Here is a 26,944-nt window from a genome sequence, read left to right on the forward strand (position 1 = left end):
CCAGGATCACCGATCATTCACAGCTAATGATCCTCAGCAACCTGTTGATCTTATTCAAAGGATCGTCCTTATCCACAGAGAGTGGCGATCCTAATAAGAGATCACAATAAAACAGATCTCTAAATAAAAAGATCTTCTTTTTAATACCCAGGATCCCAGGTCTTTCTCGATCGACTAAAGTTGAGTAGAATCCACGGCCCGGGCTTCAATCCATTTTCACACCGCGTTATGCGAGGCAATTACCATGTTTTATCAGGATCCTTTTGACGTCATCATCATTGGCGGGGGTCATGCAGGCACCGAGGCCGCAATGGCCGCGGCGCGAATGGGACAACAGACCCTGCTTTTGACACACAATATCGACACACTGGGGCAGATGAGCTGCAACCCGGCGATTGGCGGTATTGGGAAGGGACACCTGGTAAAAGAAGTGGATGCGCTTGGTGGATTGATGGCAAAAGCGATCGACCACGCAGGTATCCAGTTTAGGATACTAAACGCAAGCAAAGGGCCAGCCGTTCGCGCTACCCGAGCTCAGGCCGATCGTGTGCTCTATCGTCAGGCAGTACGCACCGCGCTGGAGAATCAACCCAACCTGATGATCTTCCAGCAGGCGGTTGAAGATCTGATTGTTGAAAACGATCGTGTCGTGGGTGCCGTAACCCAAATGGGACTGAAGTTCCGTGCCAAAGCGGTCGTATTAACCGTGGGGACTTTCCTCGACGGCAAAATCCATATTGGTCTGGATAACTACAGCGGCGGCCGTGCTGGCGATCCGCCGTCTATTCCGCTGTCACGCCGTCTGCGTGAACTACCGCTGCGCGTCAGCCGCCTGAAAACCGGTACGCCACCGCGTATTGATGCACGTACTATCGATTTCAGCGTACTGGGTCAACAAAACAGCGACAACCCGATGCCGGTCTTCTCATTCCTGGGCGACGCTTCTCAGCATCCGCGCCAGATGCCGTGTTACATCACGCATACCAATGAGAAAACCCATGACGTGATCCGTAATAACCTCGATCGTAGCCCAATGTATGCCGGCGTAATCGAAGGTATCGGCCCGCGCTACTGCCCGTCGATCGAAGACAAAGTGATGCGCTTTGCCGATCGCAACCAGCATCAGATCTTCCTCGAACCGGAAGGACTGACCTCTAACGAAATTTACCCGAACGGCATCTCCACCAGCCTGCCGTTCGATGTACAGATGCAAATTGTTCGATCCATGCAGGGGATGGAAAACGCCCGTATCGTTCGCCCTGGCTATGCGATTGAGTACGATTTCTTCGATCCGCGCGACCTGAAACCCACTCTGGAAAGCAAATTCATCCAGGGCCTGTTCTTTGCAGGCCAGATTAACGGTACAACCGGTTACGAAGAAGCCGCCGCCCAAGGGATGCTGGCAGGTCTCAACGCCGCACGCTTGTCTGCTGAGAAAGACGGCTGGGCGCCGCGTCGCGATCAGGCTTACCTTGGCGTGCTGGTCGACGATCTGTGCACGCTGGGAACCAAAGAACCGTACCGCATGTTTACATCACGTGCTGAATACCGCTTGATGCTGCGTGAAGATAACGCCGACCTGCGTCTGACCGAAATTGGGCGTGAACTGGGTCTGGTGGACGATGAGCGTTGGGCTCGCTTCAACGAAAAGCTGGAGCGCATTGAACAAGAACGTCAGCGTCTCAAATCAACCTGGGTAAACCCGTTAGCGGAATCTGCAGCCGAAGTAAACGCTCACCTGGCAACACCTTTATCTCGTGAGGCCAGCGGTGAAGATCTCCTGCGTCGCCCGGATATGACCTATGCTCAGTTGACCTCTTTATCTGCATTCGCGCCGGCGCTAGATGATGCTCAGGCCGCGGAACAGGTTGAGATTCAGGTGAAATACGAAGGATATATCGCTCGTCAGCAGGAAGAAATCGAAAGACAACAGCGTAATGAGAATACCCTGTTGCCTGCAACGCTGGATTATCGCCAGGTCTCGGGCTTGTCGAATGAAGTCATCGCCAAACTGAACGATCACAAACCGGTATCGATCGGCCAGGCATCGCGCATTTCTGGCGTAACGCCTGCCGCCATCTCCATTCTGCTGGTATGGCTGAAAAAACAAGGTATGCTGCGCCGCAGCGCTTGATAACACTAATTTGGCGGGAGCGCTTCGCTTGTCCGCCCTACAAATTTGTAGGCCCGATAAGCGATAGCGCATCGGGCATTTGATTATTAACAGGTAACGACCGTGCTCAACAAACTCTCTCGTCTGCTGGCTGATGCCGGTATTTCTCTTACCGATCACCAGAAAAATCAGCTGATTGCGTATGTCGATATGCTGCACAAATGGAATAAAGCATACAACCTGACGTCGGTGCGGGATCCCAACGAAATGTTGGTGCGCCATATTCTGGACAGCATTGTTGTCGAGCCTTATCTGAAGGGCGAGCGCTTTATTGATGTTGGCACGGGACCGGGTCTGCCGGGAATTCCACTTTCTATCGTGCGGCCTGAAGCGCATTTCACACTGTTGGATAGCCTGGGAAAACGCATCCGTTTCTTACGTCAGGTGCAGCATGAGCTTGGTCTTACTAACATTACGCCTGTGCAAAGTCGGGTTGAAGAATTTCCTTCAGAGCCGCCATTTGATGGGGTGATCAGCCGTGCATTCGCGTCCCTCAATGATATGGTGAGCTGGTGTCATCACTTGCCGGGCCAGAACGGACGCTTTTATGCGCTCAAAGGTCAATTGCCTGAAGAGGAAATCGCCTCGTTGCCTGCAGAATTCAGCGTCGAGTCAGTCGAAAAATTACGCGTTCCACAACTGGATGGTGAACGTCATTTGGTGGTTATTAAACCAAACAAAATTTAATTTTTATCAAAAAAAATAGAGAAAAAACGGCTACCCCGGTGTTAAAAGTTATAGAGAGTAGTGAGGTGAAATGCTGTTGCATTTCACCTCTACCTTACGGTTTTGCATCATAACTATAACGTACCGTTTTTTGTTAAAAGCGAAACAAGTCAACTGTGAAAATATCAGTCTGCTAAAAATAGAACCTAAGAACCACCGCTTGTGTTAATTTTTTATTATAAATGTCAATCGATGGTTCTTTTGTTGTTAGGCGTTGTTTTTGAAATAGTGGCGCTTTTTACGCTTAAATATCAAAAAGATGAAATGGCACCATTTGCCACGTAAATAAATTATGCGAAGGGGAATATGTTCAATATGTGATCTGGTGCACGCTTTAACGCCAGTGTTTTCGCGGCATTTGCAGTTTTGCATGATCGTTCACGGTTTGCCAAAAAGTAATAAATGTGGGACAACGAAAAATATTTAAACATTTATTCACTTTTTAGCTACTTATTGTTTGAAATCACGAAGGCGCACCGTATAATTTGTCCGCTTTTTGATGCTTGACTCTAAGCCATAAAGAACGTTTTATACGACACGCGGCATACCTCGAAGGGAGCAGGAGTAAACACGTGATGTCTATGTCGCTCTTGAGTCGAAACGTTGCTCGTAAGCTTTTGCTCACACAGCTTCTGGCGGTAATAGCAAGTGGATTGCTGTTTAGCCTCAAAGACCCCTTCTGGGGCATCTCCGCACTGTGCGGGGGATTGGCAGTGTTACTGCCCAATGTGTTGTTTATGATATTCGCCTGGCGTCACCAGGTGCATACACCAGCGAAAGGTCGGGTAGCCTGGACGTTCGCTTTCGGCGAAGCCTTCAAGGTGTTAGCGATGCTGGTGTTGCTGGTTGTGGCGTTGGCTGTTTTGAAAGCGGTATTCGTGCCGCTGATCGTTACGTGGGTTTTGGTGCTGGTGGTTCAGATACTGGCGCCGGCTGTAATTAACAACAAAGGGTAAAGGCATCATGGCTTCAGAAAATATGACGCCGCAGGATTACATAGGACACCATCTGAATAACCTTCAGTTGGACCTACGTACATTCTCGCTGGTGGATCCGCACAACCCCCCAGCCACCTTCTGGACGCTCAATATTGACTCCATTTTCTTCTCGGTGGTTCTGGGTCTGTTGTTCCTGTTAATGTTCCGTAGCGTTGCCAAAAAGGCGACCAGCGGCGTACCAGGTAAATTTCAGACCGCGATTGAGCTGGTAATCGGCTTTGTGCATGGCAGCGTGAAAGACATGTACCATGGCAAAAGCAAGCTGATTGCTCCGCTGGCCCTGACGATTTTCGTCTGGGTATTCCTGATGAACTTTATGGATTTGCTGCCTATCGACCTGCTGCCGTACATCGGTGAGCATATCTTTGGCCTGCCGGCTCTGCGTGTGGTTCCGTCCGCTGACGTGAACATCACCCTGTCGATGGCGCTGGGCGTATTTATCCTCATTCTGTTCTACAGCATCAAAATGAAAGGCATCGGTGGCTTCGCGAAAGAGTTGACGCTGCAGCCGTTCAATCACTGGGCGTTCATCCCTATCAACTTAATCCTTGAAGGGGTAAGCCTGCTGTCCAAACCAATCTCTCTTGGTCTGCGACTGTTCGGTAACATGTACGCTGGTGAGCTGATTTTCATTCTGATTGCTGGTCTGTTGCCGTGGTGGTCACAGTGGATTCTGAATGTGCCGTGGGCCATTTTCCACATACTGATTATCACGCTGCAAGCCTTCATATTTATGGTTCTGACGATTGTCTATCTGTCGATGGCATCTGAAGAGCATTAATTTACCAACACTACTACGTTTTAACTGAAACAAACTGGAGACTGTCATGGAAAACCTGAATATGGATCTGCTGTACATTGCTGCCGCTGTGATGATGGGTCTGGCGGCAATCGGTGCTGCGATCGGTATCGGCATCCTCGGGGGTAAATTCCTGGAAGGCGCAGCGCGTCAACCGGATCTGATTCCTCTGCTGCGTACTCAGTTCTTTATCGTTATGGGTCTGGTGGATGCAATCCCAATGATCGCTGTAGGTCTGGGTCTGTACGTGATGTTTGCTGTCGCGTAGTAAGCGTTGCTTGAATTAAGAGCAATATCAGAACGTTAACTAGATAGAGGCATTGTGCTGTGAATCTTAACGCAACAATCCTCGGCCAGGCCATCGCGTTTGTCCTGTTCGTTCTGTTCTGCATGAAGTACGTATGGCCGCCGTTAATGGCTGCCATCGAAAAACGTCAAAAAGAAATTGCTGACGGCCTTGCTTCTGCAGAACGAGCACATAAGGATCTTGACCTTGCAAAGGCCAGCGCGACCGACCAGCTGAAAAAAGCGAAGGCGGAAGCTCAGGTAATCATCGAGCAGGCGAACAAACGCCGTGCTCAGATCCTGGACGAAGCTAAAACTGAAGCAGAGCAGGAACGTACTAAAATCGTGGCACAGGCGCAGGCGGAAATTGAAGCCGAGCGTAAACGTGCTCGCGAAGAGCTGCGTAAGCAAGTTGCTATCCTGGCTGTTGCTGGCGCCGAGAAGATCATCGAACGTTCCGTGGATGAAGCTGCTAATAGCGACATCGTGGACAAACTTGTCGCTGAACTGTAAGGAGGGAGGGGCTGATGTCTGAATTTATTACGGTAGCTCGCCCCTACGCCAAAGCAGCTTTTGACTTTGCCGTTGAGCACCAAAGCGTAGACCGTTGGCAGGATATGCTGACTTTCGCCGCTGAGGTGACGAAAAACGAACAAATGGCAGAGCTTCTCTCTGGCGCATTGGCGCCAGAAACGCTCGCTGAGTCGTTTATCGCCGTGTGCGGTGAGCAACTGGACGAAAGCGGCCAAAACCTGATTAGGGTAATGGCTGAAAATAACCGTCTGAATGCGCTCCCGGATGTTCTTGAGCAGTTTATTCATCTGCGTGCAGCCAGTGAGGCTATCTCTGAGGTAGAAGTCACTTCTGCCAATGCACTGAGTGATGAACAGCTTACGAAGATTAGTGCAGCGATGGAAAAACGTCTGTCACGCAAAGTTAAGCTGAATTGCAAAATCGATAAGTCTGTAATGGCAGGCGTAATCATCCGAGCGGGTGATATGGTCATTGATGGCAGCGTACGCGGCCGTCTTGAGCGCCTTGCAGACGTCTTGCAGTCTTAAGGGGACTGGAGCATGCAACTGAATTCCACCGAAATCAGCGAACTGATCAAGCAGCGCATTGCTCAGTTCAATGTTGTGAGCGAAGCTCACAACGAAGGTACTATTGTTTCTGTAAGTGACGGTGTTATCCGCATTCACGGCCTGGCCGATTGTATGCAGGGTGAGATGATTTCCCTGCCGGGTAACCGTTACGCTATCGCACTGAACCTGGAGCGCGACTCCGTAGGTGCTGTTGTGATGGGGCCATACGCTGACCTCGCCGAAGGCATGAAGGTTAAGTGTACGGGTCGTATTCTGGAAGTTCCGGTTGGCCGTGGCCTGCTGGGTCGTGTGGTGAACACTCTGGGTTCCCCGATTGACGGTAAAGGTCCGGTTGATAACGATGGCTTCTCGCCAATCGAAGTTATCGCACCGGGCGTAATCGAACGTCAGTCCGTCGACCAGCCAGTGCAGACCGGTTATAAATCTGTTGATGCCATGATCCCAATCGGACGTGGCCAGCGTGAGCTGATCATCGGTGACCGTCAGACCGGTAAAACCGCGATGGCTATCGATGCCATCATCAACCAGCGTGATTCCGGCATCAAATGTGTGTACGTGGCTATCGGCCAGAAAGCGTCCACCATTTCTAACGTGGTTCGTAAACTGGAAGAACACGGCGCACTGTCCAACACCATCGTTGTGGTGGCGACCGCGTCTGAATCTGCTGCACTGCAATACCTGGCGCCATATGCCGGTTGCGCAATGGGCGAATACTTCCGTGACCGCGGTGAAGATGCACTGATCGTTTACGATGACCTGTCTAAACAGGCTGTTGCTTACCGTCAGGTTTCCCTGCTGCTCCGTCGTCCGCCAGGACGTGAAGCATTCCCGGGCGACGTATTTTACCTCCACTCCCGTCTGCTGGAACGCGCATCCCGCGTAAACGCGGAATACGTAGAGAAGTTCACCAATGGTGAAGTTAAAGGTAAAACCGGCTCCCTGACCGCTCTGCCGATTATCGAAACCCAGGCGGGTGACGTTTCTGCGTTCGTTCCGACCAACGTAATTTCTATTACCGATGGTCAGATCTTCCTGGAAACCAACCTGTTCAACTCCGGTATTCGTCCGGCAGTTAACCCGGGTATCTCCGTATCTCGTGTAGGTGGCGCAGCGCAGACCAAGATCATCAAGAAACTGTCCGGTGGTATTCGTACCGCGCTGGCGCAGTATCGTGAACTGGCCGCGTTTTCTCAGTTCGCTTCCGACCTGGATGAAGCTACGCGTAAGCAGCTGAGCCACGGTCAGAAAGTAACTGAACTGCTGAAGCAGAAACAGTATGCGCCAATGTCTGTTGCACAGCAGGGTGTGGTGCTGTTTGCGGCTGAACGCGGTTACCTCGAAGATGTGGAACTGGCGAAAATCGGTAGCTTCGAAGCCGCTCTGCTGGCTTACGTCGACCGTGACCACGCTCCGCTGATGCAAGAGATCAACCAGTCCGGTGGCTATAACGATGAAATCGAAGGCAAGCTGAAAGCTATCCTCGATTCCTTCAAGGCAACCCAGTCCTGGTAACGTCTGGCGGTCTGTCTTAGGACGGACCGCAAGGCATTGAGGAGAAGCTCATGGCCGGCGCAAAAGAGATACGTAGTAAGATCGCAAGCGTCCAGAACACGCAGAAGATCACTAAAGCGATGGAGATGGTCGCCGCTTCCAAAATGCGTAAATCGCAGGATCGCATGGCGGCCAGCCGTCCTTATGCAGAGACCATGCGCAAAGTGATTGGTCACCTTGCGAATGGTAATCTGGAATATAAGCACCCTTACCTGGAAGAACGCGACGTTAAACGTGTGGGCTACCTGGTGGTGTCGACCGACCGTGGTCTGTGCGGTGGCTTGAACATTAACCTGTTCAAAAAGCTGCTGGCGGATATGAAAACATGGTCCGATAAAGGCGTTCAGTGCGATATCGCAATGATCGGCTCTAAGGGCGTGTCTTTCTTTAACTCCGTTGGCGGTAATGTGATTGCTCAGGTAACCGGCATGGGGGATAACCCTTCCCTGTCCGAACTGATCGGTCCGGTTAAAGTGATGCTGCAGGCCTACGACGAAGGTCGTCTGGACAAACTGTACGTTGTCAGCAACAAATTTATTAACACCATGTCTCAGACGCCAACCATCACCCAACTGTTGCCTTTGCCGGCATCAGATGATGATGAATTGAAGCGTAAATCCTGGGATTACCTGTATGAGCCAGACCCGAAAGCGCTGCTGGATACCCTGCTGCGTCGTTATGTCGAGTCTCAGGTTTATCAGGGCGTGGTAGAAAACCTGGCCAGCGAGCAGGCCGCACGTATGGTGGCGATGAAAGCCGCGACCGACAATGGCGGCAGCCTGATTAAAGAGCTGCAGTTGGTATACAACAAAGCTCGTCAGGCCAGCATTACTCAGGAACTCACCGAGATCGTCGGTGGTGCATCCGCGGTATAACCAGGTTAATTCGTAGAGGATTCAAGATGGCTACTGGAAAAATTGTCCAGGTAATCGGCGCCGTGGTTGACGTCGAATTCCCTCAGGATGCCGTACCGCGCGTGTACGATGCTCTTGAGGTTATGAATGGTAAAGAGAGCCTGGTGCTGGAAGTTCAGCAGCAGCTCGGCGGCGGTATCGTACGTACCATCGCCATGGGTTCTTCCGACGGTCTGCGTCGTGGTCTGGAAGTTAAAGACCTTGAGCACCCGATTGAAGTCCCGGTAGGTAAAGCAACCCTGGGTCGTATCATGAACGTCCTGGGTCACCCGATCGACATGAAAGGCGATATCGGTGAAGAAGAGCGTTGGGCTATCCACCGCGCAGCGCCTACCTATGAAGAACTGTCCAGTTCTCAGGAACTGCTGGAAACCGGCATCAAAGTTATCGACCTGATGTGTCCATTCGCGAAGGGCGGTAAAGTTGGTCTGTTCGGTGGTGCGGGTGTAGGTAAAACCGTAAACATGATGGAGCTGATCCGTAACATCGCGATCGAACACTCCGGTTACTCAGTGTTTGCGGGCGTTGGTGAACGTACTCGTGAGGGTAACGACTTCTACCACGAAATGACCGACTCCAACGTTCTGGACAAAGTATCCCTGGTATATGGCCAGATGAACGAGCCGCCGGGAAACCGTCTGCGCGTTGCTCTGACCGGTCTGACCATGGCTGAGAAGTTCCGTGACGAAGGTCGTGACGTTCTGCTGTTCGTTGATAACATCTACCGTTACACCCTGGCCGGTACTGAAGTATCTGCACTGCTGGGTCGTATGCCATCAGCGGTAGGCTACCAGCCGACCCTGGCGGAAGAGATGGGTGTTCTACAGGAACGTATCACCTCTACCAAAACCGGTTCTATCACCTCCGTTCAGGCGGTATACGTACCTGCGGATGACTTGACTGACCCATCCCCAGCAACCACCTTTGCTCACCTGGATGCAACCGTGGTACTGAGCCGTCAGATCGCATCCCTGGGTATCTACCCGGCCGTTGACCCGCTGGATTCCACCAGCCGTCAGCTGGATCCGCTGGTTGTTGGTCAGGAACACTACGACACCGCGCGTGGCGTACAGTCCCTGCTGCAGCGTTATCAGGAACTGAAAGACATCATCGCCATCCTGGGTATGGATGAATTGTCTGAAGAAGATAAACTGGTGGTAGCACGTGCGCGTAAGATCCAGCGCTTCCTGTCCCAGCCATTCTTCGTTGCGGAAGTATTCACCGGTTCTCCAGGTAAATACGTTTCCCTGAAAGACACCATCCGTGGCTTTAAAGGCATCATGGAAGGCGAATACGACCACCTGCCAGAGCAGGCGTTCTACATGGTTGGTTCCATCGAAGAAGCTGTGGAAAAAGCCAAAAAACTTTAACGCCTTAATCGGAGGGTGATATGGCAATGACTTACCACCTGGACGTCGTCAGCGCAGAGCAACAAATGTTCTCTGGTCTGGTCGAAAAAATCCAGGTAACGGGTAGTGAAGGTGAACTGGGTATTTTCCCGGGTCACGCTCCGCTGCTCACCGCCATTAAGCCTGGTATGATCCGCATCGTTAAACAGTTCGGTCATGAAGAGTTTATCTACCTGTCCGGCGGCATTCTCGAAGTGCAGCCTGGCAGCGTGACCGTACTGGCTGACACCGCGATTCGCGGACAGGATCTCGATGAAGCGAGAGCCCTGGAAGCGAAGCGTAAGGCTGAAGAGCATATCAAGAGCTCTCATGGTGACGTGGATTACGCTCAGGCATCTGCGGAACTGGCCAAAGCGATCGCGAAACTACGCGTTATCGAGTTGACCAAAAAAGCGATGTAACACCGGCTTGAAAAACACAAGGCCAGTCTGGTTTCCAGGCTGGCTTTTTTTTCGCGTTGTTTCAGGAAAAATGGAAATAAAAAGCAGTTTTATTATTTCGTGATTTAGATCAAAAAAATATTGATTGGTTAAAAATTGAGGCGTAGACTCTTTTTTGTGATGTATATCACATAATAAACTCAGATAAAAAAGAGATACCAACATGAAATTGATCAACAAAATCATTGCCCTGTTCAGCAATATGAGTTTTTAGACTTCCCTGCCTGCTCTGTGGCGCGATGCGTAATGCAGTTTATCAGCTAGCGCCATTTGTTAAATTCCCCCCCTCCTGCTCTTTTCTTCCACATCGTATTGTCGTGTTTGCCTTTTCTGCTTCCCACTGAATTGCATGCCTAAAATCATACCTTCGCTAATGTCATTCTTTATTTATGCGGCAAAAAAATAGCAAAAACATCCACCTAAGGCTTTAATAAGAGCAGACTGCTGGTTTTGGGGAGACAAAACACGTAGATATAGACGAAAATAGACAGTTATCAGATGGGGAATTTCCCCGATTGAACGTTTTATCTTCGGTCCATTTCACGATGAAAAAAATGTAGTATTTTCAATGTGAAACGGTATAAATTCGTTCTCAAATTACAGTCAGGACGTGTATGTTGAATAATGCTATGAGCGTCGTGATCCTTGCCGCAGGCAAAGGCACGCGTATGTATTCCGATCTCCCTAAAGTGCTGCATACCCTCGCAGGAAAACCGATGGTGCAGCATGTCATTGATGCCGCTAACGAATTAGGCGCGACTCACGTACATCTGGTCTACGGACACGGTGGTGATTTGCTTAAGCAGACGCTGAAAGATGGCAACCTGAACTGGGTACTGCAGGCCGAGCAGTTGGGTACCGGTCATGCAATGCAACAGGCGGCACCATTCTTTAGTGATGACGAAGACATTTTAATGCTCTATGGCGATGTGCCGCTGATCTCCACCGAAACACTACGTCGCCTGCGTGATGCTAAACCGCAGGGTGGAATCGGCTTGTTAACGGTAAACCTGGACGACCCATCGGGTTATGGGCGAATTACGCGTGATAACGGTAAAGTCACAGGCATTGTTGAACATAAGGATGCCACTGACGAGCAGCGTCAAATCCAGGAAATCAACACCGGCATCCTGATTGCCAACGGCGCAGACCTGAAGCGCTGGCTGTCCAAACTGACCAACAACAATGTGCAGGGTGAATACTACATCACCGATATCATTGCGATGGCATATCAGGAAGGGCGCGAAATTGCTGCGGTACATCCGGCACGAATCAGTGAAACGGAAGGGGTGAACAACCGTCTTCAGCTCTCTCGTCTGGAGCGTGTTTATCAGTCCGAGCAGGCAGAAAAACTGCTGCTGGCGGGCGTGATGTTGCGCGATCCGGCACGTTTTGATCTTCGCGGTACGCTTATTCACGGGCGCGATGTCGAAATTGATACTAACGTTATCATTGAAGGTAACGTAACCGTTGGGGATCGCGTCAAGATTGGCGCTGGCTGCATCATCAAAAACAGCGTGATTGGTGATGGTTGTGAGTTAAGTCCGTACAGCGTGGTGGAAGATGCGCATCTGGAAGCAGCATGCACCATCGGTCCTTTCGCGCGTCTGCGCCCGGGTGCAGAGCTGCAGGAAGGCGCACACGTGGGTAACTTCGTCGAAATGAAAAAAGCGCGTCTGGGTAAAGGCTCTAAAGCGGGTCACCTGACCTATCTGGGCGATGCGGAAATTGGCGATAACGTAAACATCGGCGCCGGTACGATCACCTGCAACTACGATGGCGCGAATAAATTTAAAACCATTATTGGCGATGATGTGTTTGTCGGTTCCGATACTCAGCTGGTGGCACCTGTCACCGTGGGTAAAGGCGCCACCATCGCGGCGGGGACGACCGTAACTCGCGATGTTGCCGATAACGAACTGGTATTAAGCCGTGTGCCTCAGGTCCATAAACAAGGCTGGCAGCGCCCGGTGAAGAAAAAGTAAGTTAATTTTGCCGGATGGCGGCCTGCGTGCGGTGACGTTCTGTAGGCCTGATAAGCGTGAGCGCCATCAGGCAGACCAGAGACGAGGGGATAACATAATCCTCCGCTCAACAAGCAGTACCATAAAAATAACCCCACTCTCTACAAGGCTCGGGGCGCCCGGAATACGGGTATTACCCAAAGTATTTCGCGCTGTAGCAAGGCGGCAAGCTTGGGAATCTACGAGAGCTTACTAAAGTAAGTGACCGTAGTGAGCAAGCGTAGCCAACGTAGCTACGGAGTGAAAGACGAAGGGGAAACAGGTCAGCGACAACGACAGGCAAATGCCTAAATTCGGAATCAAAAAATATGTGTGGAATTGTTGGCGCTATCGCGCAGCGTGATGTAGCTGAAATCCTTCTCGAAGGTTTACGTCGTCTGGAATATCGTGGTTATGACTCTGCTGGTCTGGCCGTTGTCGATGCTGAAGGCAATATGACTCGCCTGCGTCGTCTGGGTAAAGTGCAGATGCTAACTGCTGCAGCGGAAGAACATCCGCTGCATGGCGGTACCGGTATCGCTCATACCCGTTGGGCGACCCACGGAGAACCTTCAGAAGCGAACGCGCATCCCCATGTTTCTGAACACATTGTCGTGGTGCATAACGGCATCATTGAAAACCATGAACCGCTGCGTGAACTGCTGAAAACGCGTGGTTACACCTTTGTTTCTGAAACCGATACCGAAGTGATTGCTCACCTGGTGCACTGGGAGCTGGAACAGGGTGGGACGCTGCGTGAAGCCGTACTGCGTACTATTCCGCAACTGCGCGGTGCCTACGGGACGGTGATCATGGATACCCGTAGCCCGGAAACGCTGCTGGCGGCTCGTTCTGGTAGCCCGCTGGTGATTGGTCTGGGTATGGGTGAAAACTTTATTGCTTCCGATCAGCTGGCGCTGCTGCCGGTAACCCGTCGCTTTATCTTCCTGGAAGAGGGTGACATCGCGGAAGTGACCCGTCGTTCGGTCTCTATTTTCGACAAGTCTGGCGCGGAAGTGAAACGTCAGGATATCGAATCGAATCTGCAATATGACGCGGGCGAAAAAGGTATTTATCGCCACTACATGCAGAAAGAGATCTACGAACAACCGAATGCGATTAAAAATACGCTGACCGGGCGCATTAGCCACGGTGAAGTGGATTTAAGCGAGCTGGGTTCGCGTGCTAATGAGCTGCTGTCTCAGGTTGAGCATATCCAGATTATCGCCTGTGGCACGTCATACAACTCCGGTATGGTGTCCCGCTACTGGTTTGAGTCGCTGGCCGGTATTCCTTGTGATGTCGAAATCGCCTCTGAATTCCGCTATCGCAAATCTGCCGTGCGTCGTAACAGCCTGATGATCACCCTTTCCCAGTCTGGTGAAACGGCGGATACCCTGGCGGGTCTGCGTTTGTCTAAAGAGCTGGGTTATCTGGGCTCGCTGGCTATCTGTAACGTACCGGGGTCCTCTCTGGTGCGTGAATCCGACCTGGCGATGATGACCAATGCCGGTACCGAAATCGGTGTGGCCTCGACGAAAGCCTTTACCACTCAGTTGACCGTTCTGCTGATGCTGGTGGCTAAGCTGTCTCGTCTGAAAGGTCTGGATGCGTCTATTGAGCAAGAGATCGTTCATGGTCTGCAGGCGCTGCCGAGCCGTATTGAGCAGATGCTCTCCCAGGACAAACGCATTGCCGCTCTGGCGGAAGGTTTCTCTGATAAGCACCATGCGCTATTCCTGGGCCGTGGCGATCAGTATCCGATTGCGCTGGAAGGCGCGCTGAAGCTGAAAGAGATCTCTTATATTCACGCTGAAGCTTATGCCGCAGGCGAACTGAAGCACGGTCCGCTGGCGCTGATCGATGCCGATATGCCGGTTATCGTGGTCGCACCGAACAACGAACTGCTGGAAAAACTGAAATCCAACATTGAAGAAGTTCGTGCCCGCGGCGGTCAGCTGTACGTCTTTGCCGATCAGGATGCTGGCTTTACCAGTAGCGAAAACATGCACATCATCGAGATGCCGCATGTGGAAGAGGTGATTGCACCGATCTTCTACACCGTTCCGCTGCAACTGCTGGCGTATCACGTGGCGCTGATTAAAGGCACCGACGTGGACCAGCCACGTAACCTGGCGAAGTCGGTTACCGTGGAATAAGCCAAACCTCGCTGAACTGAAAATGCCCTGCTTAAAGCGGGGCATTTTTTTAGCTTGTTCTGTTTTTAATCAATTATCCCGCCTGTTTTATGTGACAAACCGTCATCTTCAGCTACTGTTTTCAGTGTCATAAAAAGAAAATTTTGCCGAAATATGATTGTCACATAATCGATTAACCTTCTGTTTTTATACTGTTTTTAATTGTTCCTGACGCATTATTTTTTATTGTCATAAAACTGTCATATTTCGTACATTTAACTGTCACCTGTTTGTCCTATTTTGCTCACAGTAGCAACTCAAACAACAATTTACGAAAACCGTGCAGGAGACATTATGAAAGTTATGCGTACCACTGTCGCAACTGTTGTCGCCGCGACCTTATCCATGAGCGCGTTCTCTGCCTTTGCCGCAGCGAGCCTGACAGGTGCAGGTGCAACTTTTCCTGCGCCAGTGTATGCCAAATGGGCAGATACCTATCAGAAAGAGACTGGTAGCAAAGTAAACTACCAGGGTATCGGCTCCTCCGGTGGTGTAAAACAAATCACTGCGAATACCGTTGATTTCGGTGCCTCAGATGCGCCGCTGTCTGACGAAAAACTCAATCAAGAAGGCTTGTTCCAGTTCCCGACCGTGATCGGCGGTGTGGTGCTGGCGGTGAATATCCCTGGCCTGAAATCCGGCGAGCTGGTGCTTGACGGTAAAACGCTGGGCGACATCTACCTCGGCAAAATTAAGAAGTGGGATGATGAAGCCATCACCAAACTGAATCCGGGTCTGAAACTGCCTTCGCAGAACATCGCCGTTGTGCGTCGTGCTGACGGTTCCGGTACTTCCTTCGTCTTCACCAGCTACCTGGCAAAAGTGAACGAAGAGTGGAAATCTAAAATTGGTTCCGGTTCTACCGTTAACTGGCCGACCGGTCTGGGCGGTAAAGGTAACGACGGTATCGCCGCATTCGTCCAACGTCTGCCTGGTTCAATCGGCTACGTTGAGTACGCTTATGCTAAGCAGAACAATCTGGCGTACACCAGACTGGTCTCTGCTGATGGCAAACCGGTAAGCCCGACCGAAGAGAACTTTGCTAACGCCGCGAAAGGCGCTGATTGGAGCAAAACCTTCGCGCAGGATCTAACCAACCAGAAAGGTGACGATGCGTGGCCAATCACTTCCACCACCTTCATCCTGGTGCATAAAGAGCAGAAGAAACCTGAGCAGGGCGCTGAAGTGCTGAAGTTCTTCGACTGGGCGTACAAAAATGGCGGCAAACAGGCTAATGACCTGGATTATGCCAGCCTGCCGGACAGCGTGGTTGAGCAGGTTCGTGCTGCATGGAAAACCAACGTGAAAGACAGCAGCGGTAAAGCGCTGTACTAATAGAATATCTTTGACGAATTGACGAATTGGCGGATGGCGCTACGCTTATCCGCCCTACGGTTTCTACCGTAGGCCCTGAGTGTAGGCCGGATAAGCGTAGCGCTATCCGGCATGGGCAACTTAGTAAACGCGTTTAACTTAAAGAGTGATTTATGGCTGCAACAAAGCCTGCTTTTAACCCACCGGGTAAAAAGGGTGACATGATATTCAGCGCGCTGGTAAAACTGGCTGCGCTGATTGTGCTATTGATGTTGGGTGGCATCATTGTCTCTCTGGTTATCTCCTCCTGGCCAAGCATTCAGAAATTTGGTTTCTCCTTCCTGTGGACTAAAGAATGGGATGCGCCAAATGATATCTACGGTGCATTAGTCCCGATTTACGGTACGCTGGTCACCTCGCTTATCGCACTGCTGATTGCCGTTCCGGTGAGTTTCGGCATTGCTTTGTTCCTGACTGAACTTGCGCCCGGCTGGCTGCGTCGCCCGCTGGGTATCGCTATTGAGCTGCTGGCGGCAATTCCAAGTATCGTGTACGGCATGTGGGGCCTGTTTATCTTTGCTCCGTTGTTTGCGACTTATTTCCAGGAACCGGTCGGTAACATCCTTTCCAACATTCCGTTTGTTGGCGCGTTGTTTGCTGGTCCGGCGTTTGGTATTGGGATTCTGGCTGCGGGCGTGATCCTCGCCATTATGATTATTCCTTACATTGCGGCGGTTATGCGCGATGTGTTCGAACAAACGCCGGTGCTGATGAAAGAGTCAGCCTACGGCATCGGTTGTACCACCTGGGAAGTTATCTGGCGCATCGTCCTCCCGTTCACCAAAAATGGCGTGATCGGCGGCGTGATGTTGGGTCTGGGTCGCGCACTTGGCGAGACCATGGCGGTGACCTTTATCATCGGTAACACCTATCAGCTCGACAGTGCATCGCTGTATATGCCGGGCAACAGTATTACCTCTGCGTTGGCGAATGAATTTGCCGAAGCGGAATCAGGTCTGCACGTTGCCGCGTTGATGGAGTTGGGCCTGATTCTGTTTGTGATCACCTTCATCGTTCTGGCTGCGTCTAAGTTCATGATCATGCGCCTTGCGAAGAACGAGGGGGCACGCTAATGGCTACGCTTGAAATGCAAAACACCACTGCGCTTGCGGAATCCCGCCGTAAAATGCAGGCGCGCCGCCGCCTGAAGAACCGTATCGCCCTGACGCTCTCTATGGCGACCATGGCGTTCGGTCTGTTCTGGCTTATCTGGATCCTGATGTCCACGATTACCCGTGGTATCGACGGTATGTCGCTGGCGCTATTCACCGAAATGACGCCGCCGCCGAATACAGCTGGTGGTGGTCTGGCGAACGCTCTGGCCGGTAGCGGACTGTTGATTCTGTGGGCGACCGTGTTTGGTACCCCGCTGGGTATTATGGCGGGCATCTACCTGGCTGAGTACGGACGTAAGTCCTGGCTGGCTGAGGTCATCCGTTTTATCAATGACATCCTGCTTTCTGCGCCATCAATCGTGGTGGGTCTGTTCGTTTACACCATTGTGGTAGCAAAAATGGAACACTTCTCCGGCTGGGCAGGCGTTATCGCGCTGGCGCTGCTGCAGGTGCCCATTGTTATTCGTACTACAGAGAACATGCTCAAACTGGTGCCGGACAGCCTGCGTGAAGCCGCCTATGCGCTGGGTACGCCGAAGTGGAAGATGATTTCTGCGATCACCCTGAAGGCGTCTGTCTCGGGCATTATTACAGGTGTCCTGCTGGCTATTGCGCGTATTGCCGGTGAAACGGCTCCGCTGCTGTTTACATCGCTCTCCAATCAGTTCTGGAGCACCGACATGATGCAGCCTATCGCCAACCTGCCGGTCACTATCTTTAAGTTTGCGATGAGCCCGTTTGCTGAGTGGCAGCAACTGGCCTGGGCTGGGGTACTGATTATTACCCTGTGCGTACTGCTGCTGAACATTCTGGCGCGCGTCATTTTCGCGAAGAAGAAACACGGTTAATTTTTACGGCGTGGCTGATGCGGCGCCGGATGAGGAATAGATTGAAATGAGTATGGTTGATACTGCCCCGGGTAAGATTCAGGTTCGTGATTTGAACTTCTACTATGGCAAATTCCATGCCCTGAAGAACATCAACCTGGATATTGCTAAAAACCAGGTTACGGCGTTTATCGGGCCGTCAGGCTGTGGTAAATCGACGCTGCTTCGTACGTTCAACAAAATGTTTGAGCTGTACCCGGAACAGCGTGCGGAAGGTGAAATCCTGCTGGATGGCGACAATATTCTCACCAATACCCAGGATATCGCGCTGCTGCGTGCCAAAGTGGGGATGGTATTCCAGAAGCCGACGCCGTTCCCGATGTCCATCTACGACAACATCGCGTTTGGCGTGCGTCTGTTTGAGAAACTCTCTCGTGCGGATATGGACGAGCGTGTGCAGTGGGCATTGACCAAGGCCGCATTGTGGAATGAAACCAAAGATAAATTACACCAGAGTGGGTACTCTCTCTCTGGTGGTCAGCAGCAGCGTCTGTGCATTGCGCGTGGCATCGCCATTCGCCCGGAAGTGCTTCTGCTGGATGAGCCATGTTCAGCGCTCGACCCGATCTCTACCGGGCGTATCGAAGAGCTGATCACCGAGCTGAAAGAGGATTACACCGTTGTTATCGTGACCCACAACATGCAGCAGGCGGCACGTTGTTCCGATCACACGGCATTTATGTACCTGGGCGAGTTGATTGAGTTCAGCAACACGGACGATCTGTTCACCAAGCCCGCGAAGAAACAAACTGAAGACTACATCACCGGTCGTTACGGCTGATTCAGGAGCTTGTTGTGGATAACCTTAACCTAAATAAACATATTTCCGGCCAGTTCAACGCAGAGCTGGAAAGCATCCGTACCCAGGTGATGACCATGGGCGGCATGGTCGAGCAGCAGCTTTCTGATGCGATTACCGCCATGCATAATCAGGACAGCGAGCTGGCGAAGCGCGTCATTGAAGGCGATAAGAACGTCAACATGATGGAAGTGGCGATCGACGAAGCCTGCGTGCGTATTATTGCCAAACGTCAGCCGACCGCCAGCGACCTGCGCCTGGTGATGGCTATTATCAAAACCATCGCTGAGCTGGAGCGTATTGGCGACGTGGCGGACAAAATTTGTCGCACCGCGCTGGAGAAATTCTCGCATCAGCATCAGCCGCTGCTGGTCAGCCTGGAATCACTGGGCCGCCACACTGTGCAGATGCTGCATGACGTGCTGGATGCGTTTGCGCGTATGGATCTGGACGAAGCGGTACGTATTTATCGTGAAGATAAGAAAGTTGACCAGGAATATGAAGGCATCGTGCGTCAGCTGATGACCTATATGATGGAAGACCCGCGTACTATCCCAAGCGTGCTTACCGCGCTGTTTTGCGCCCGTTCCATCGAGCGTATCGGTGACCGTTGCCAGAATATCTGCGAATACATTTTCTACTTCGTGAAGGGACAAGATTTCCGTCATGTAGGTGGTGATGAGCTGGATAAGCTGCTGGCGGGGAAAGATCCGAAAGAGTAATAAAAACGTAGAAAATAGGCCGGATGAGCGTCAGCGCCATCCGGCATTTCAGTTAACGCGTAATATTCCATCCGCGCGCTTTCCACAATTCCGGCAACTGGGCCAAATCGGTAAAAGTCGTCACTTTTGGATGATCGATCGGTTTGTTGTGCGGATCGGCGCAGAAATAGAATACTTCCATTCCCGCCGCAATCCCCGCCTGCGCGCCAGCACTGGAATCATCGACCAGAATGCAGTTCTCAACGTTGACGTCCATCGCTGTTGCCGCATGGAACATCAGGTCCGGATCGGGCTTCCAGCGTTGGATATCGTAACCGCTGAACAATAAATCAGGAAAATGGTGCAACATGCCCAGCTTACCCAGCGAATGCTGCATTTTACTGACCGGACCGTTAGAGACTACGCACATGGGCACTGTCATACTGTCCAGTAGCGCATTAGCGCCAGCGATCACCTCCAGTTCCGTATCGAACAGACGTGCGACCTCAGCGCGGTAAACCGGTTCTAAATCAGCTCTTGCCAGTTCGACACCGTGCTCTTCGTTGATAATGTCGATGATCTCGTACAGCTTTACCCCTTTGAAGCGTTTAAAAATTTCTTCAAGATCGAGCGTAATGCCGAACGCCTGGAACATGCTGACATACGCGCGAGAACAAATCACTTCACTGTCAACAAGGGTACCGTCACAGTCAAAAAATACGGCTTCTATCTGGGACATGTCATTTCCATTTTAACAAGTTTAACGTTTTCGTAATGCATTATTGGGCCACGCAATCGTTGCCGTATAAGCAAAATCAATGAAAAAAGTTGCTCATAACCCAACCCTATTGTCGCATTTTGGTATAGGATAGCGACGAATTTTCCCTCCTTGTTCGGAAATTGATAATGAGTCAACAACACACAACCCAGGCTTCTGGCCAGGGGATGCTGGAACGCGTGTTCAAACTGCGCGAACATGGCACGACGGCACGGACCGAAGTGATCGCCGGTTTAACGACCTTCCTGACGATGGTGTATATCGTTTTTGTTAACCCGCAAATTCTTGGCGTAGCTGGCATGGATACCAGCGCTGTCTTTGTTACCACCTGTCTTATTGCTGCTTTTGGTAGCATCCTGATGGGCCTGTTTGCCAACCTGCCGGTCGCACTTGCGCCTGCTATGGGCCTGAACGCATTCTTTGCTTTCGTGGTCGTCGGCGCGATGGGCCTCTCCTGGCAGATTGGTATGGGCGCTATCTTCTGGGGCGCGGTAGGTTTGCTGCTGCTGACAATTTTCCGCGTACGTTATTGGATGATTGCAAATATCCCGGTTAGCCTGCGCGTGGGGATCACCAGCGGTATTGGTCTGTTCATCGGCATGATGGGGCTGAAAAACGCCGGTGTTATCGTGGCGAACAAAGACACGCTGGTGTCCATCGGCAACCTGACGTCTCACAGCGTGCTGCTCGGTATTCTGGGCTTCTTTATCATCGCGATTCTGGCGTCACGCAACATTCATGCGGCGGTGCTGATCTCCATCATTGTGACCACGTTACTGGGCTGGATGCTGGGCGATGTGCATTACAACGGTATCGTCTCTGCGCCACCGAGCGTGATGTCCGTTATTGGCCATGTCGATCTGGCCGGTTCGTTTAATATTGGCCTGGCGGGGGTGATTTTCTCATTCATGCTGGTCAACCTGTTCGACTCCTCCGGTACGCTGATTGGCGTTACGGATAAAGCCGGTCTGGCGGATGCGAAGGGCAAGTTCCCGCGTATGAAGCAGGCGTTGTATGTAGATAGCGTGTCATCTGTTACCGGCGCGTTTATCGGTACTTCTTCCGTTACCGCGTATATTGAATCTTCTTCCGGGGTTTCTGTCGGCGGACGTACCGGTCTGACAGCCGTGGTCGTTGGCCTGCTGTTCCTGCTGGTTATCTTCCTGTCGCCGCTGGCGGGAATGGTGCCGGGCTATGCCGCGGCCGGTGCGCTGATTTACGTCGGTGTGCTGATGACATCAAGCCTGTCGCGCGTGAAGTGGGATGACCTGACAGAAGCGGTTCCGGCGTTTATTACCGCCGTGATGATGCCGTTTAGCTTCTCGATTACAGAAGGTATCGCGCTGGGCTTTATTTCCTACTGCGTGATGAAAATCGGGACCGGACGTTTGCGCGATCTCAGCCCGTGCGTCATCGTTGTCGCGCTGCTGTTTGTACTGAAGATTGTGTTTATCGACGCGCACTGATCGCTGTTTATTTGGTTTTAGAAAGACAAGCCCGGCAAATCGCCGGGCTTTTTCGTTTACGCTTTCACGCGCTGAATGTAGTCGCCAAATGCGGTCAGTTGACCGGTCAGATGGTCCAGCGTGCTTTGGTCGATTACTTCACCCGTCTGCGGGTCCACCTTGTTCTGAATGACCCCGCCCATAAATTCCGGCTTGTTCATCACCATGGCGTCGAGGAACACCAGGATCTGACGAAGATGGTACTGACAGCGCGCGCCGCCAATAGCGCCCATTGAGCTGGTCTGAATCAGCACCGGCTTGCCAGATAATGGCTGATCGGGCAGGCGGGACAGCCAGTCGATGGCGTTTTTCAGTCCGCCAGGAACAGAATAGTTATATTCCGGTGTCACAATAACAACACCATCAGCTTTCCTTATTTGCTCTGCCAGCGCTTCTACGCTGGCCGGGAAGCCTTCTTCCTGCTGGAGGTCGGCATCGTACAGCGGGATATCACCAATCGACGGTAACGCGCTCACTTCCATTCCTGCGGGCGCAATTTTAGGCAGCGTGCGGGCAACCATGCCGTTAAACGAACCTTTGCGCAGACTTCCCAGTAACGTAACAACATTCAATGTTTCAGACATGGTGACTCCTGTTTCATCATGAAGGTTAAATCAGTTAAGCGTATGGCTTTTCGCTGCGCATAATTGAGAGAACCGGATCAGACGACCCGTTGGCTCATTGGCGCGAGTCTGGATATCAGGCAAACTTTTCCAGTCCTGTTTACCATCAAACTCCCAAACCTTGAGTTTTTCAATGATTGGCGTAACCGCAACCGACCACACCAGCACATCTTCCGCATCGCAAATGGCTTCCACCTGCGCAACATGGGCACATTTCAGACGTCCTGCGCCGGGTAAAAGCTGGAGTTCGCGCGGATCGTCATTACACACATCGCCGGTGAGTTTGAGAACGCTCTGGCGCAACGTAATGAGCTGCGCACGCGCTTCGTTTGGGTCGTTTTGGTTATTGATCCACAGGTTTTCGTTACTGGAGAAGCGCCAGGTTTGTGTTGAATTCGGATTGTGAAAACCCCGTGTCGCTCGCTGAAGCTCCATATCCAGGCCGCACACACCTTCTGTTGTCAGCGCAACGCCAACGATATTTCCAGCATAAGAAATCGAAAATCCCGGCAGGTTTTTATCGCGAAAAACGGGCTTACCTTTCGCCTCAGTAACAATCTCAGGCAACGTGCTGGTGCCGTAAAGCATGAACATCAGTTCTGCGAGAAGGCTTCGGGAGGCCAGGAAACGTGTTCGGCGGTGAGCGGGTAGATTTCTTGCTTCAATGTGACATGGAGTAGGGAGACGAACTGAAACCAGGTGTCCCTCCGTAAGAATCCCTCTGGCAAAATGTGTCGCCATTTTTCGCTCCGTGATTAATGGTCCGTTATTATTACCAGAGTAACATTTACACGGCGTTCAGGCAGGTTTTACGGGCTAAAAAATAAACGGAAATGGAATACATTACGCGACATTTACATTTCTGTTGCCAGAATGGTCATTTAAGCAACACTCTGGCGGCGGATCGTCAGGACATATCGCGATACAACGCCTTGATCGTGTCTTTCAGCCAGACGATCTTCGGATTATGGCTGTTACGTTTATGCCAAAGGAGAGTGAACGGTACGCGCATTTTCTCTAACTGTGCAGCATCAAATGGCATAGGACGCGCCACTAGCGGAAGCTGGTGGAGTTGGTTATAACGCTGACAATAGACCGGCGCGGTGGCTATCAGCGCATGATCCGGCTGGGCGGCCATAAACAGCGACTGCTCAAAACCTGGCAGGCATAACGCGATATTGCGTGTGCGCCCCATCTCCTGAAGCACATCGTCCAGCGCCCAGGTATCGCTTTGCTCCCAGCTAATACTGATGTGGGGATAGCGCAGAAATGTGTCCAGACTCCACTCTTCCTGCAATGCCGGATGATCTTCACGTAGCCAGACGCAAGGGAGATCGGAAAACAACACTTCATGGTCGATCGACAACGGCAGTAGGCTCAGCAGTTCTCGCGAACGCGGATGGCTTTCGCGACCGGTGAAGCCGATATCCACCTCGCCGCGAATAATCGCATCCAGCGAATCATAGTCCCAGTTGCGTATTTTGATTGTCGCCTGGGGATAACGCTGATAGATCTGCCGGGAGAGGGCGTTGAACATGATCATTACCAGCGGCGTTTCGGCCACCAGATCAAACTTCAACCCGCGCGGAGCCTCATGGTGCGGCTTATCCAGCAATTGATTGCTCATCTGCATCCACTCTGCCAGATTCTGCTCCATGCTGACCATTAACGGCGTCGGCGTAAGTCCCAGCGGGGTGTTTACAAACAACGGGTCGTCAAACCAGGTTCGCAGTTTCGACAGCGACTTACTGACCGCCGACGGCGTGACGTTCATCCGTTTGGCGGTTTTGGTAACGCTGCGTTCCTGCATCAATAACTGCAGGCACAGCAACAAATTAAGATCGAGACTGCTGAGGGATTTCTTCATGAGTTGGCGCGGACCGGTTGGGGGCAACAGTGATAATCAGCATGATACTCACTATGCTACAGCCAATCAGAATCCCGATCAGCATATTCAGCGCATCAAGACCGAGGACCGCTGCCAGCCAAATCCATAACGATGAGCCACAAACCTGCGCAATACCTAACGCCGAGCTGGCAACCCCTGCCCGCAGCGAGAACGGCCCCAGCGCCTGACTCATGGCGACACCAAAACCAACCGAGAACCCGGCGCAGATTAAGGTCAGCCCAAACAGCGTCACCGTATGCGAGCTGGCGAGAGTTAACACTACGCCCGCAGCCAGAAACAGCACCTGCGAGGTCAACATCAGAACGCGAGGCTTAAACACGCTCAGAGCAAATGGTGTGGAGAAAGAGACCGCCATACTGATACCTGCGGTCATGGCCATTGTGGTGGCGTACTCGCCGCGGTCGAAGCCCATCACTTCCATTAGCAACACCGGAGAGGTATTCACGAAGGTCAGGATCACCGACACGCTGAGAGTGGTAATGGCCAGACGGCTTAAGAAAAAACGGTTCACCAAAGACTCGTTGGTGTTGTTCTTTGGTATAGACGCCGTGAGGGTCGCTGGGCGTGATTCTCTCAGGATAAATACCGACAGCAAGCATACGACCACACCCATACCGATCATCGTGTAGAACAGGCTTTGCCACGGGTATTTGAGCATAATCAGATGCCCCATCACCGGAGCCAGTACCGGTACGATACAGGTGATTCCGTTCAACAGCGACAGCACTTTTGCCCGGCGGCGATCGTCGAGCGTATCGCGCAGAATAGCGAAGGCCACCACATAGCAGCAGCCTGCGCCTACGCCCTGAATAAAGCGGCCGACCAGGAACGGTGTACCGCTCTCGGCAAATGAACACAGCGCAGAGGCGAAAATAAAGATGAGAGCGCCGACTATGGCGACCGGTTTACGTCCTGACTGGTCGGCGACCTTTCCGGCGAAAAGCATCGCCGTCGCCATTCCCGCCAGATAAACCGAAAACGCGATATGCAGTTGCGCCTCGCTGGCCTGTAGATCGGCCGCAATGCGAGGCAGTCCCACCAGATACATATCAATACCGGCGGGATAAAGTAGAACCAGGGCAAAACTACAGATTAGAAAGCGTGTCATAGCGACCTCATAAGGAATGTGGCGCTAAGGATACGGGCAGAGAGTCAACTGCACGAGTTGCCATTTGGACAACAGTATTTTCCTCATGGGAAATTATTGTTGCAGGACGGGAGCGTAAACACCTTATCCAGACTACGGGGCCTGTAGACCCGGTAGGCATCGCGCCACCGGGCAACACACGTTACTTACCGATACAGAAGCTGGAGAAAATCCGTCCCAGCAGATCGTCGGAGGTAAATTCACCGGTAATCTCACTGAGGTTTTGCTGAGCCAGACGTAGCTCCTCTGCCAGCAATTCCCCGGCCCATGCTCCGAGCAGTTGGGCTTTGCCCTGCTCGAGATGCTCCGCCGCTTCTGCCAGCGCCTGTAGGTGACGACGACGCGCCAGGAAGCCGCCTTCCATATTGGTTTCAAAGCCCATGCTCTGCTTGAGATGGTTGCGCAGCACGTCAACGCCTTCCCCGGTACGTGCGGAGAGACGCACCAGTGAGTGGCCATTTACTTTGCTAAGACCCAGCGTTTCACCGGTAATATCCGCTTTGTTACGCACCACGGTAATAGGTAGTTTGGCAGGCAGACGGGCAATAAAGTCGGGCCAGATGTCAGCCGGGTCCACGGCGTCGGTGGTGGTGCCATCAACCATAAACAGTACGCGATCGGCCTGTTCGATTTCCTGCCATGCGCGTTCGATCCCAATTCGTTCCACTTCATCGCTGGCATCGCGCAGACCGGCGGTGTCGATAATGTGCAGCGGCATACCGTCAATATGAATATGCTCACGCAGTACGTCGCGGGTGGTGCCGGCGATGTCGGTGACAATGGCGGCTTCGCGGCCTGCCAGCGCGTTTAGCAGGCTTGATTTCCCGGCGTTCGGGCGACCAGCAATCACGACCTTCATCCCTTCGCGCAGCAGGCTGCCCTGACGCGCTTCGGCACGTACGGCATCAAGGTCGCTGATAACGCTATTGAGCTGCGCTTCAATCTTGCCGTCAGACAGGAAGTCGATTTCTTCATCCGGGAAATCAATCGCCGCTTCCACGTAGATGCGCAGGTGAGTGAGCGCTTCCACAAGATGATTTACCCGTGCGGAAAAGGCGCCCTGCAACGAGTTCAGCGCCGAGCGAGCCGCTTGCTCCGAGCTGGCATCGATCAGGTCGGCAATCGCCTCGGCCTGGGCTAAATCGAGCTTATCATTGAGAAATGCGCGCTCGGAGAATTCACCGGGTCTGGCAATGCGCAGCCCGGGAATGGTCAGAATACGTTTGAGCAGCAGATCAAGAATCACCGGACCGCCGTGACCCTGCAGCTCTAAAACGTCTTCACCGGTAAAGGAGTTTGGGCCGGGAAACCACAGGGCAATGCCTTGATCCAGCGCGCTGCCATCTGCGTCTTTAAACGGCAGATAATCGGCATAACGCGGTTTTGGCAGTTTGCCCAGCACGGTTTCTGCGACCTCGCGCGCTTTCAGGCCGGAGATACGCAGGATACCCACGCCACCACGTCCCGGAGGGGTGGCCTGAGCGACGATGGTGTCGTTATGGCTCAT

At 52.1% G+C, this 26,944-nt stretch carries 25 protein-coding genes; 19 read left to right on the forward strand and 6 right to left on the reverse strand.

Features of this window, described 5'->3' with window-relative positions:
• Window positions 1–244: 244 nt before the first annotated feature.
• From mnmG to phoU, 18 genes are all read left to right on the forward strand, one after another.
• Window positions 245–2,134 (forward strand): tRNA uridine-5-carboxymethylaminomethyl(34) synthesis enzyme MnmG, encoded by a 1,890-nt coding sequence (gene mnmG, locus FDX09_RS00075; protein ID WP_038635780.1) that lies wholly within the window; start codon window positions 245–247, stop codon window positions 2,132–2,134.
• Between the two features lie 102 nt (window positions 2,135–2,236).
• On the forward strand, window positions 2,237–2,860 hold the full coding sequence (gene rsmG, locus FDX09_RS00080; protein ID WP_137346616.1) for a 16S rRNA (guanine(527)-N(7))-methyltransferase RsmG: 624 nt from the start codon (window positions 2,237–2,239) through the stop codon (window positions 2,858–2,860).
• Window positions 2,861–3,474: 614 nt separating this feature from the next.
• Window positions 3,475–3,855: a F0F1 ATP synthase subunit I gene (gene atpI, locus FDX09_RS00085; RefSeq protein ID WP_042311402.1), complete on the forward strand. Its 381-nt coding sequence runs from the start codon at window positions 3,475–3,477 to the stop codon at window positions 3,853–3,855.
• Between the two features lie 7 nt (window positions 3,856–3,862).
• A complete protein-coding gene (gene atpB / locus FDX09_RS00090) occupies window positions 3,863–4,678 on the forward strand; it encodes a F0F1 ATP synthase subunit A (RefSeq protein WP_006687768.1) in 816 nt (271 codons plus the stop codon).
• Between the two features lie 46 nt (window positions 4,679–4,724).
• Entirely contained in the window at window positions 4,725–4,964 is a 240-nt protein-coding gene (atpE, locus tag FDX09_RS00095) for a F0F1 ATP synthase subunit C (RefSeq protein WP_003023794.1), read from the forward strand.
• Between the two features lie 59 nt (window positions 4,965–5,023).
• Window positions 5,024–5,494 carry a F0F1 ATP synthase subunit B gene (atpF, locus tag FDX09_RS00100; protein WP_003023796.1) on the forward strand — a complete coding sequence of 157 codons (471 nt, stop codon included), beginning with the start codon at window positions 5,024–5,026 and terminating at the stop codon, window positions 5,492–5,494.
• A 14-nt stretch (window positions 5,495–5,508) separates the two neighbouring features.
• On the forward strand, window positions 5,509–6,042 hold the full coding sequence (gene atpH, locus FDX09_RS00105; RefSeq protein WP_006687767.1) for a F0F1 ATP synthase subunit delta: 534 nt from the start codon (window positions 5,509–5,511) through the stop codon (window positions 6,040–6,042).
• Window positions 6,043–6,054: 12 nt separating this feature from the next.
• On the forward strand, window positions 6,055–7,596 hold the full coding sequence (gene atpA, locus FDX09_RS00110) for a F0F1 ATP synthase subunit alpha (RefSeq protein ID WP_003023802.1): 1,542 nt from the start codon (window positions 6,055–6,057) through the stop codon (window positions 7,594–7,596).
• Window positions 7,597–7,646: 50 nt separating this feature from the next.
• The gene (atpG, locus tag FDX09_RS00115) at window positions 7,647–8,510 is read left to right on the forward strand and encodes a F0F1 ATP synthase subunit gamma (protein ID WP_006687765.1); all 864 of its coding nucleotides are present in this window, start codon (window positions 7,647–7,649) and stop codon (window positions 8,508–8,510) included.
• 26 nt (window positions 8,511–8,536) lie between these two features.
• Window positions 8,537–9,919, forward strand: a complete 1,383-nt coding sequence (atpD, locus tag FDX09_RS00120; RefSeq protein ID WP_006687764.1) for a F0F1 ATP synthase subunit beta — start codon at window positions 8,537–8,539, stop codon at window positions 9,917–9,919.
• Between the two features lie 20 nt (window positions 9,920–9,939).
• Window positions 9,940–10,359, forward strand: a complete 420-nt coding sequence (locus tag FDX09_RS00125) for a F0F1 ATP synthase subunit epsilon (protein WP_003023809.1) — start codon at window positions 9,940–9,942, stop codon at window positions 10,357–10,359.
• A gap of 653 nt (window positions 10,360–11,012) precedes the next feature.
• Window positions 11,013–12,383 carry a bifunctional UDP-N-acetylglucosamine diphosphorylase/glucosamine-1-phosphate N-acetyltransferase GlmU gene (gene glmU, locus FDX09_RS00130; protein WP_038635769.1) on the forward strand — a complete coding sequence of 457 codons (1,371 nt, stop codon included), beginning with the start codon at window positions 11,013–11,015 and terminating at the stop codon, window positions 12,381–12,383.
• Window positions 12,384–12,730: 347 nt separating this feature from the next.
• Complete coding sequence (glmS, locus tag FDX09_RS00135; protein ID WP_038635767.1) at window positions 12,731–14,560, forward strand: glutamine--fructose-6-phosphate transaminase (isomerizing); 1,830 nt, start codon at window positions 12,731–12,733, stop codon at window positions 14,558–14,560.
• A 333-nt stretch (window positions 14,561–14,893) separates the two neighbouring features.
• Entirely contained in the window at window positions 14,894–15,934 is a 1,041-nt protein-coding gene (gene pstS, locus FDX09_RS00140) for a phosphate ABC transporter substrate-binding protein PstS (protein WP_038635764.1), read from the forward strand.
• Between the two features lie 152 nt (window positions 15,935–16,086).
• The gene (gene pstC / locus FDX09_RS00145) at window positions 16,087–17,046 is read left to right on the forward strand and encodes a phosphate ABC transporter permease PstC (RefSeq protein ID WP_038635761.1); all 960 of its coding nucleotides are present in this window, start codon (window positions 16,087–16,089) and stop codon (window positions 17,044–17,046) included.
• Complete coding sequence (pstA, locus tag FDX09_RS00150) at window positions 17,046–17,936, forward strand: phosphate ABC transporter permease PstA (RefSeq protein WP_003827037.1); 891 nt, start codon at window positions 17,046–17,048, stop codon at window positions 17,934–17,936. The genes pstC and pstA overlap by 1 nt, the downstream gene beginning before the upstream one ends.
• Before the next feature lie 46 nt (window positions 17,937–17,982).
• Entirely contained in the window at window positions 17,983–18,756 is a 774-nt protein-coding gene (gene pstB, locus FDX09_RS00155; protein ID WP_003023821.1) for a phosphate ABC transporter ATP-binding protein PstB, read from the forward strand.
• 14 nt (window positions 18,757–18,770) lie between these two features.
• Window positions 18,771–19,496 (forward strand): phosphate signaling complex protein PhoU, encoded by a 726-nt coding sequence (gene phoU / locus FDX09_RS00160; protein ID WP_038635754.1) that lies wholly within the window; start codon window positions 18,771–18,773, stop codon window positions 19,494–19,496.
• Window positions 19,497–19,548: 52 nt separating this feature from the next.
• On the opposite strand, the gene yieH is transcribed toward phoU, so the two are convergent.
• Window positions 19,549–20,214 (reverse strand): 6-phosphogluconate phosphatase, encoded by a 666-nt coding sequence (gene yieH, locus FDX09_RS00165; protein ID WP_038635752.1) that lies wholly within the window; start codon window positions 20,212–20,214, stop codon window positions 19,549–19,551.
• Window positions 20,215–20,381: 167 nt separating this feature from the next.
• Here yieH and adeP point away from each other — a divergent pair, with 167 nt between their 5' ends.
• Window positions 20,382–21,719, forward strand: a complete 1,338-nt coding sequence (gene adeP / locus FDX09_RS00170; protein ID WP_006687753.1) for an adenine permease AdeP — start codon at window positions 20,382–20,384, stop codon at window positions 21,717–21,719.
• A 56-nt stretch (window positions 21,720–21,775) separates the two neighbouring features.
• Here the strand turns inward: adeP and FDX09_RS00175 are convergent, their stop codons facing one another.
• The 5 genes from FDX09_RS00175 to mnmE all read right to left on the reverse strand — a co-directional run bounded on the left by FDX09_RS00175 (window position 21,776) and on the right by mnmE (window position 26,944).
• The gene (locus FDX09_RS00175; protein ID WP_003023832.1) at window positions 21,776–22,342 is read right to left on the reverse strand and encodes an NADPH-dependent FMN reductase; all 567 of its coding nucleotides are present in this window, start codon (window positions 22,340–22,342) and stop codon (window positions 21,776–21,778) included.
• Between the two features lie 30 nt (window positions 22,343–22,372).
• Entirely contained in the window at window positions 22,373–23,122 is a 750-nt protein-coding gene (locus FDX09_RS00180; RefSeq protein ID WP_137346617.1) for a 4'-phosphopantetheinyl transferase superfamily protein, read from the reverse strand.
• Between the two features lie 166 nt (window positions 23,123–23,288).
• Entirely contained in the window at window positions 23,289–24,248 is a 960-nt protein-coding gene (gene yidZ, locus FDX09_RS00185) for an HTH-type transcriptional regulator YidZ (protein ID WP_038635741.1), read from the reverse strand.
• Complete coding sequence (locus FDX09_RS00190) at window positions 24,217–25,398, reverse strand: MFS transporter (RefSeq protein WP_137346618.1); 1,182 nt, start codon at window positions 25,396–25,398, stop codon at window positions 24,217–24,219. The genes yidZ and FDX09_RS00190 overlap by 32 nt, the downstream gene beginning before the upstream one ends.
• Window positions 25,399–25,579: 181 nt before the next feature.
• A complete protein-coding gene (gene mnmE / locus FDX09_RS00195; RefSeq protein ID WP_137346619.1) occupies window positions 25,580–26,944 on the reverse strand; it encodes a tRNA uridine-5-carboxymethylaminomethyl(34) synthesis GTPase MnmE in 1,365 nt (454 codons plus the stop codon).

The sequence above is a fragment of the Citrobacter sp. wls717 genome (assembly GCF_005280955.1).
Classification (GTDB): Bacteria; Pseudomonadota; Gammaproteobacteria; order Enterobacterales; family Enterobacteriaceae; genus Citrobacter; species Citrobacter werkmanii.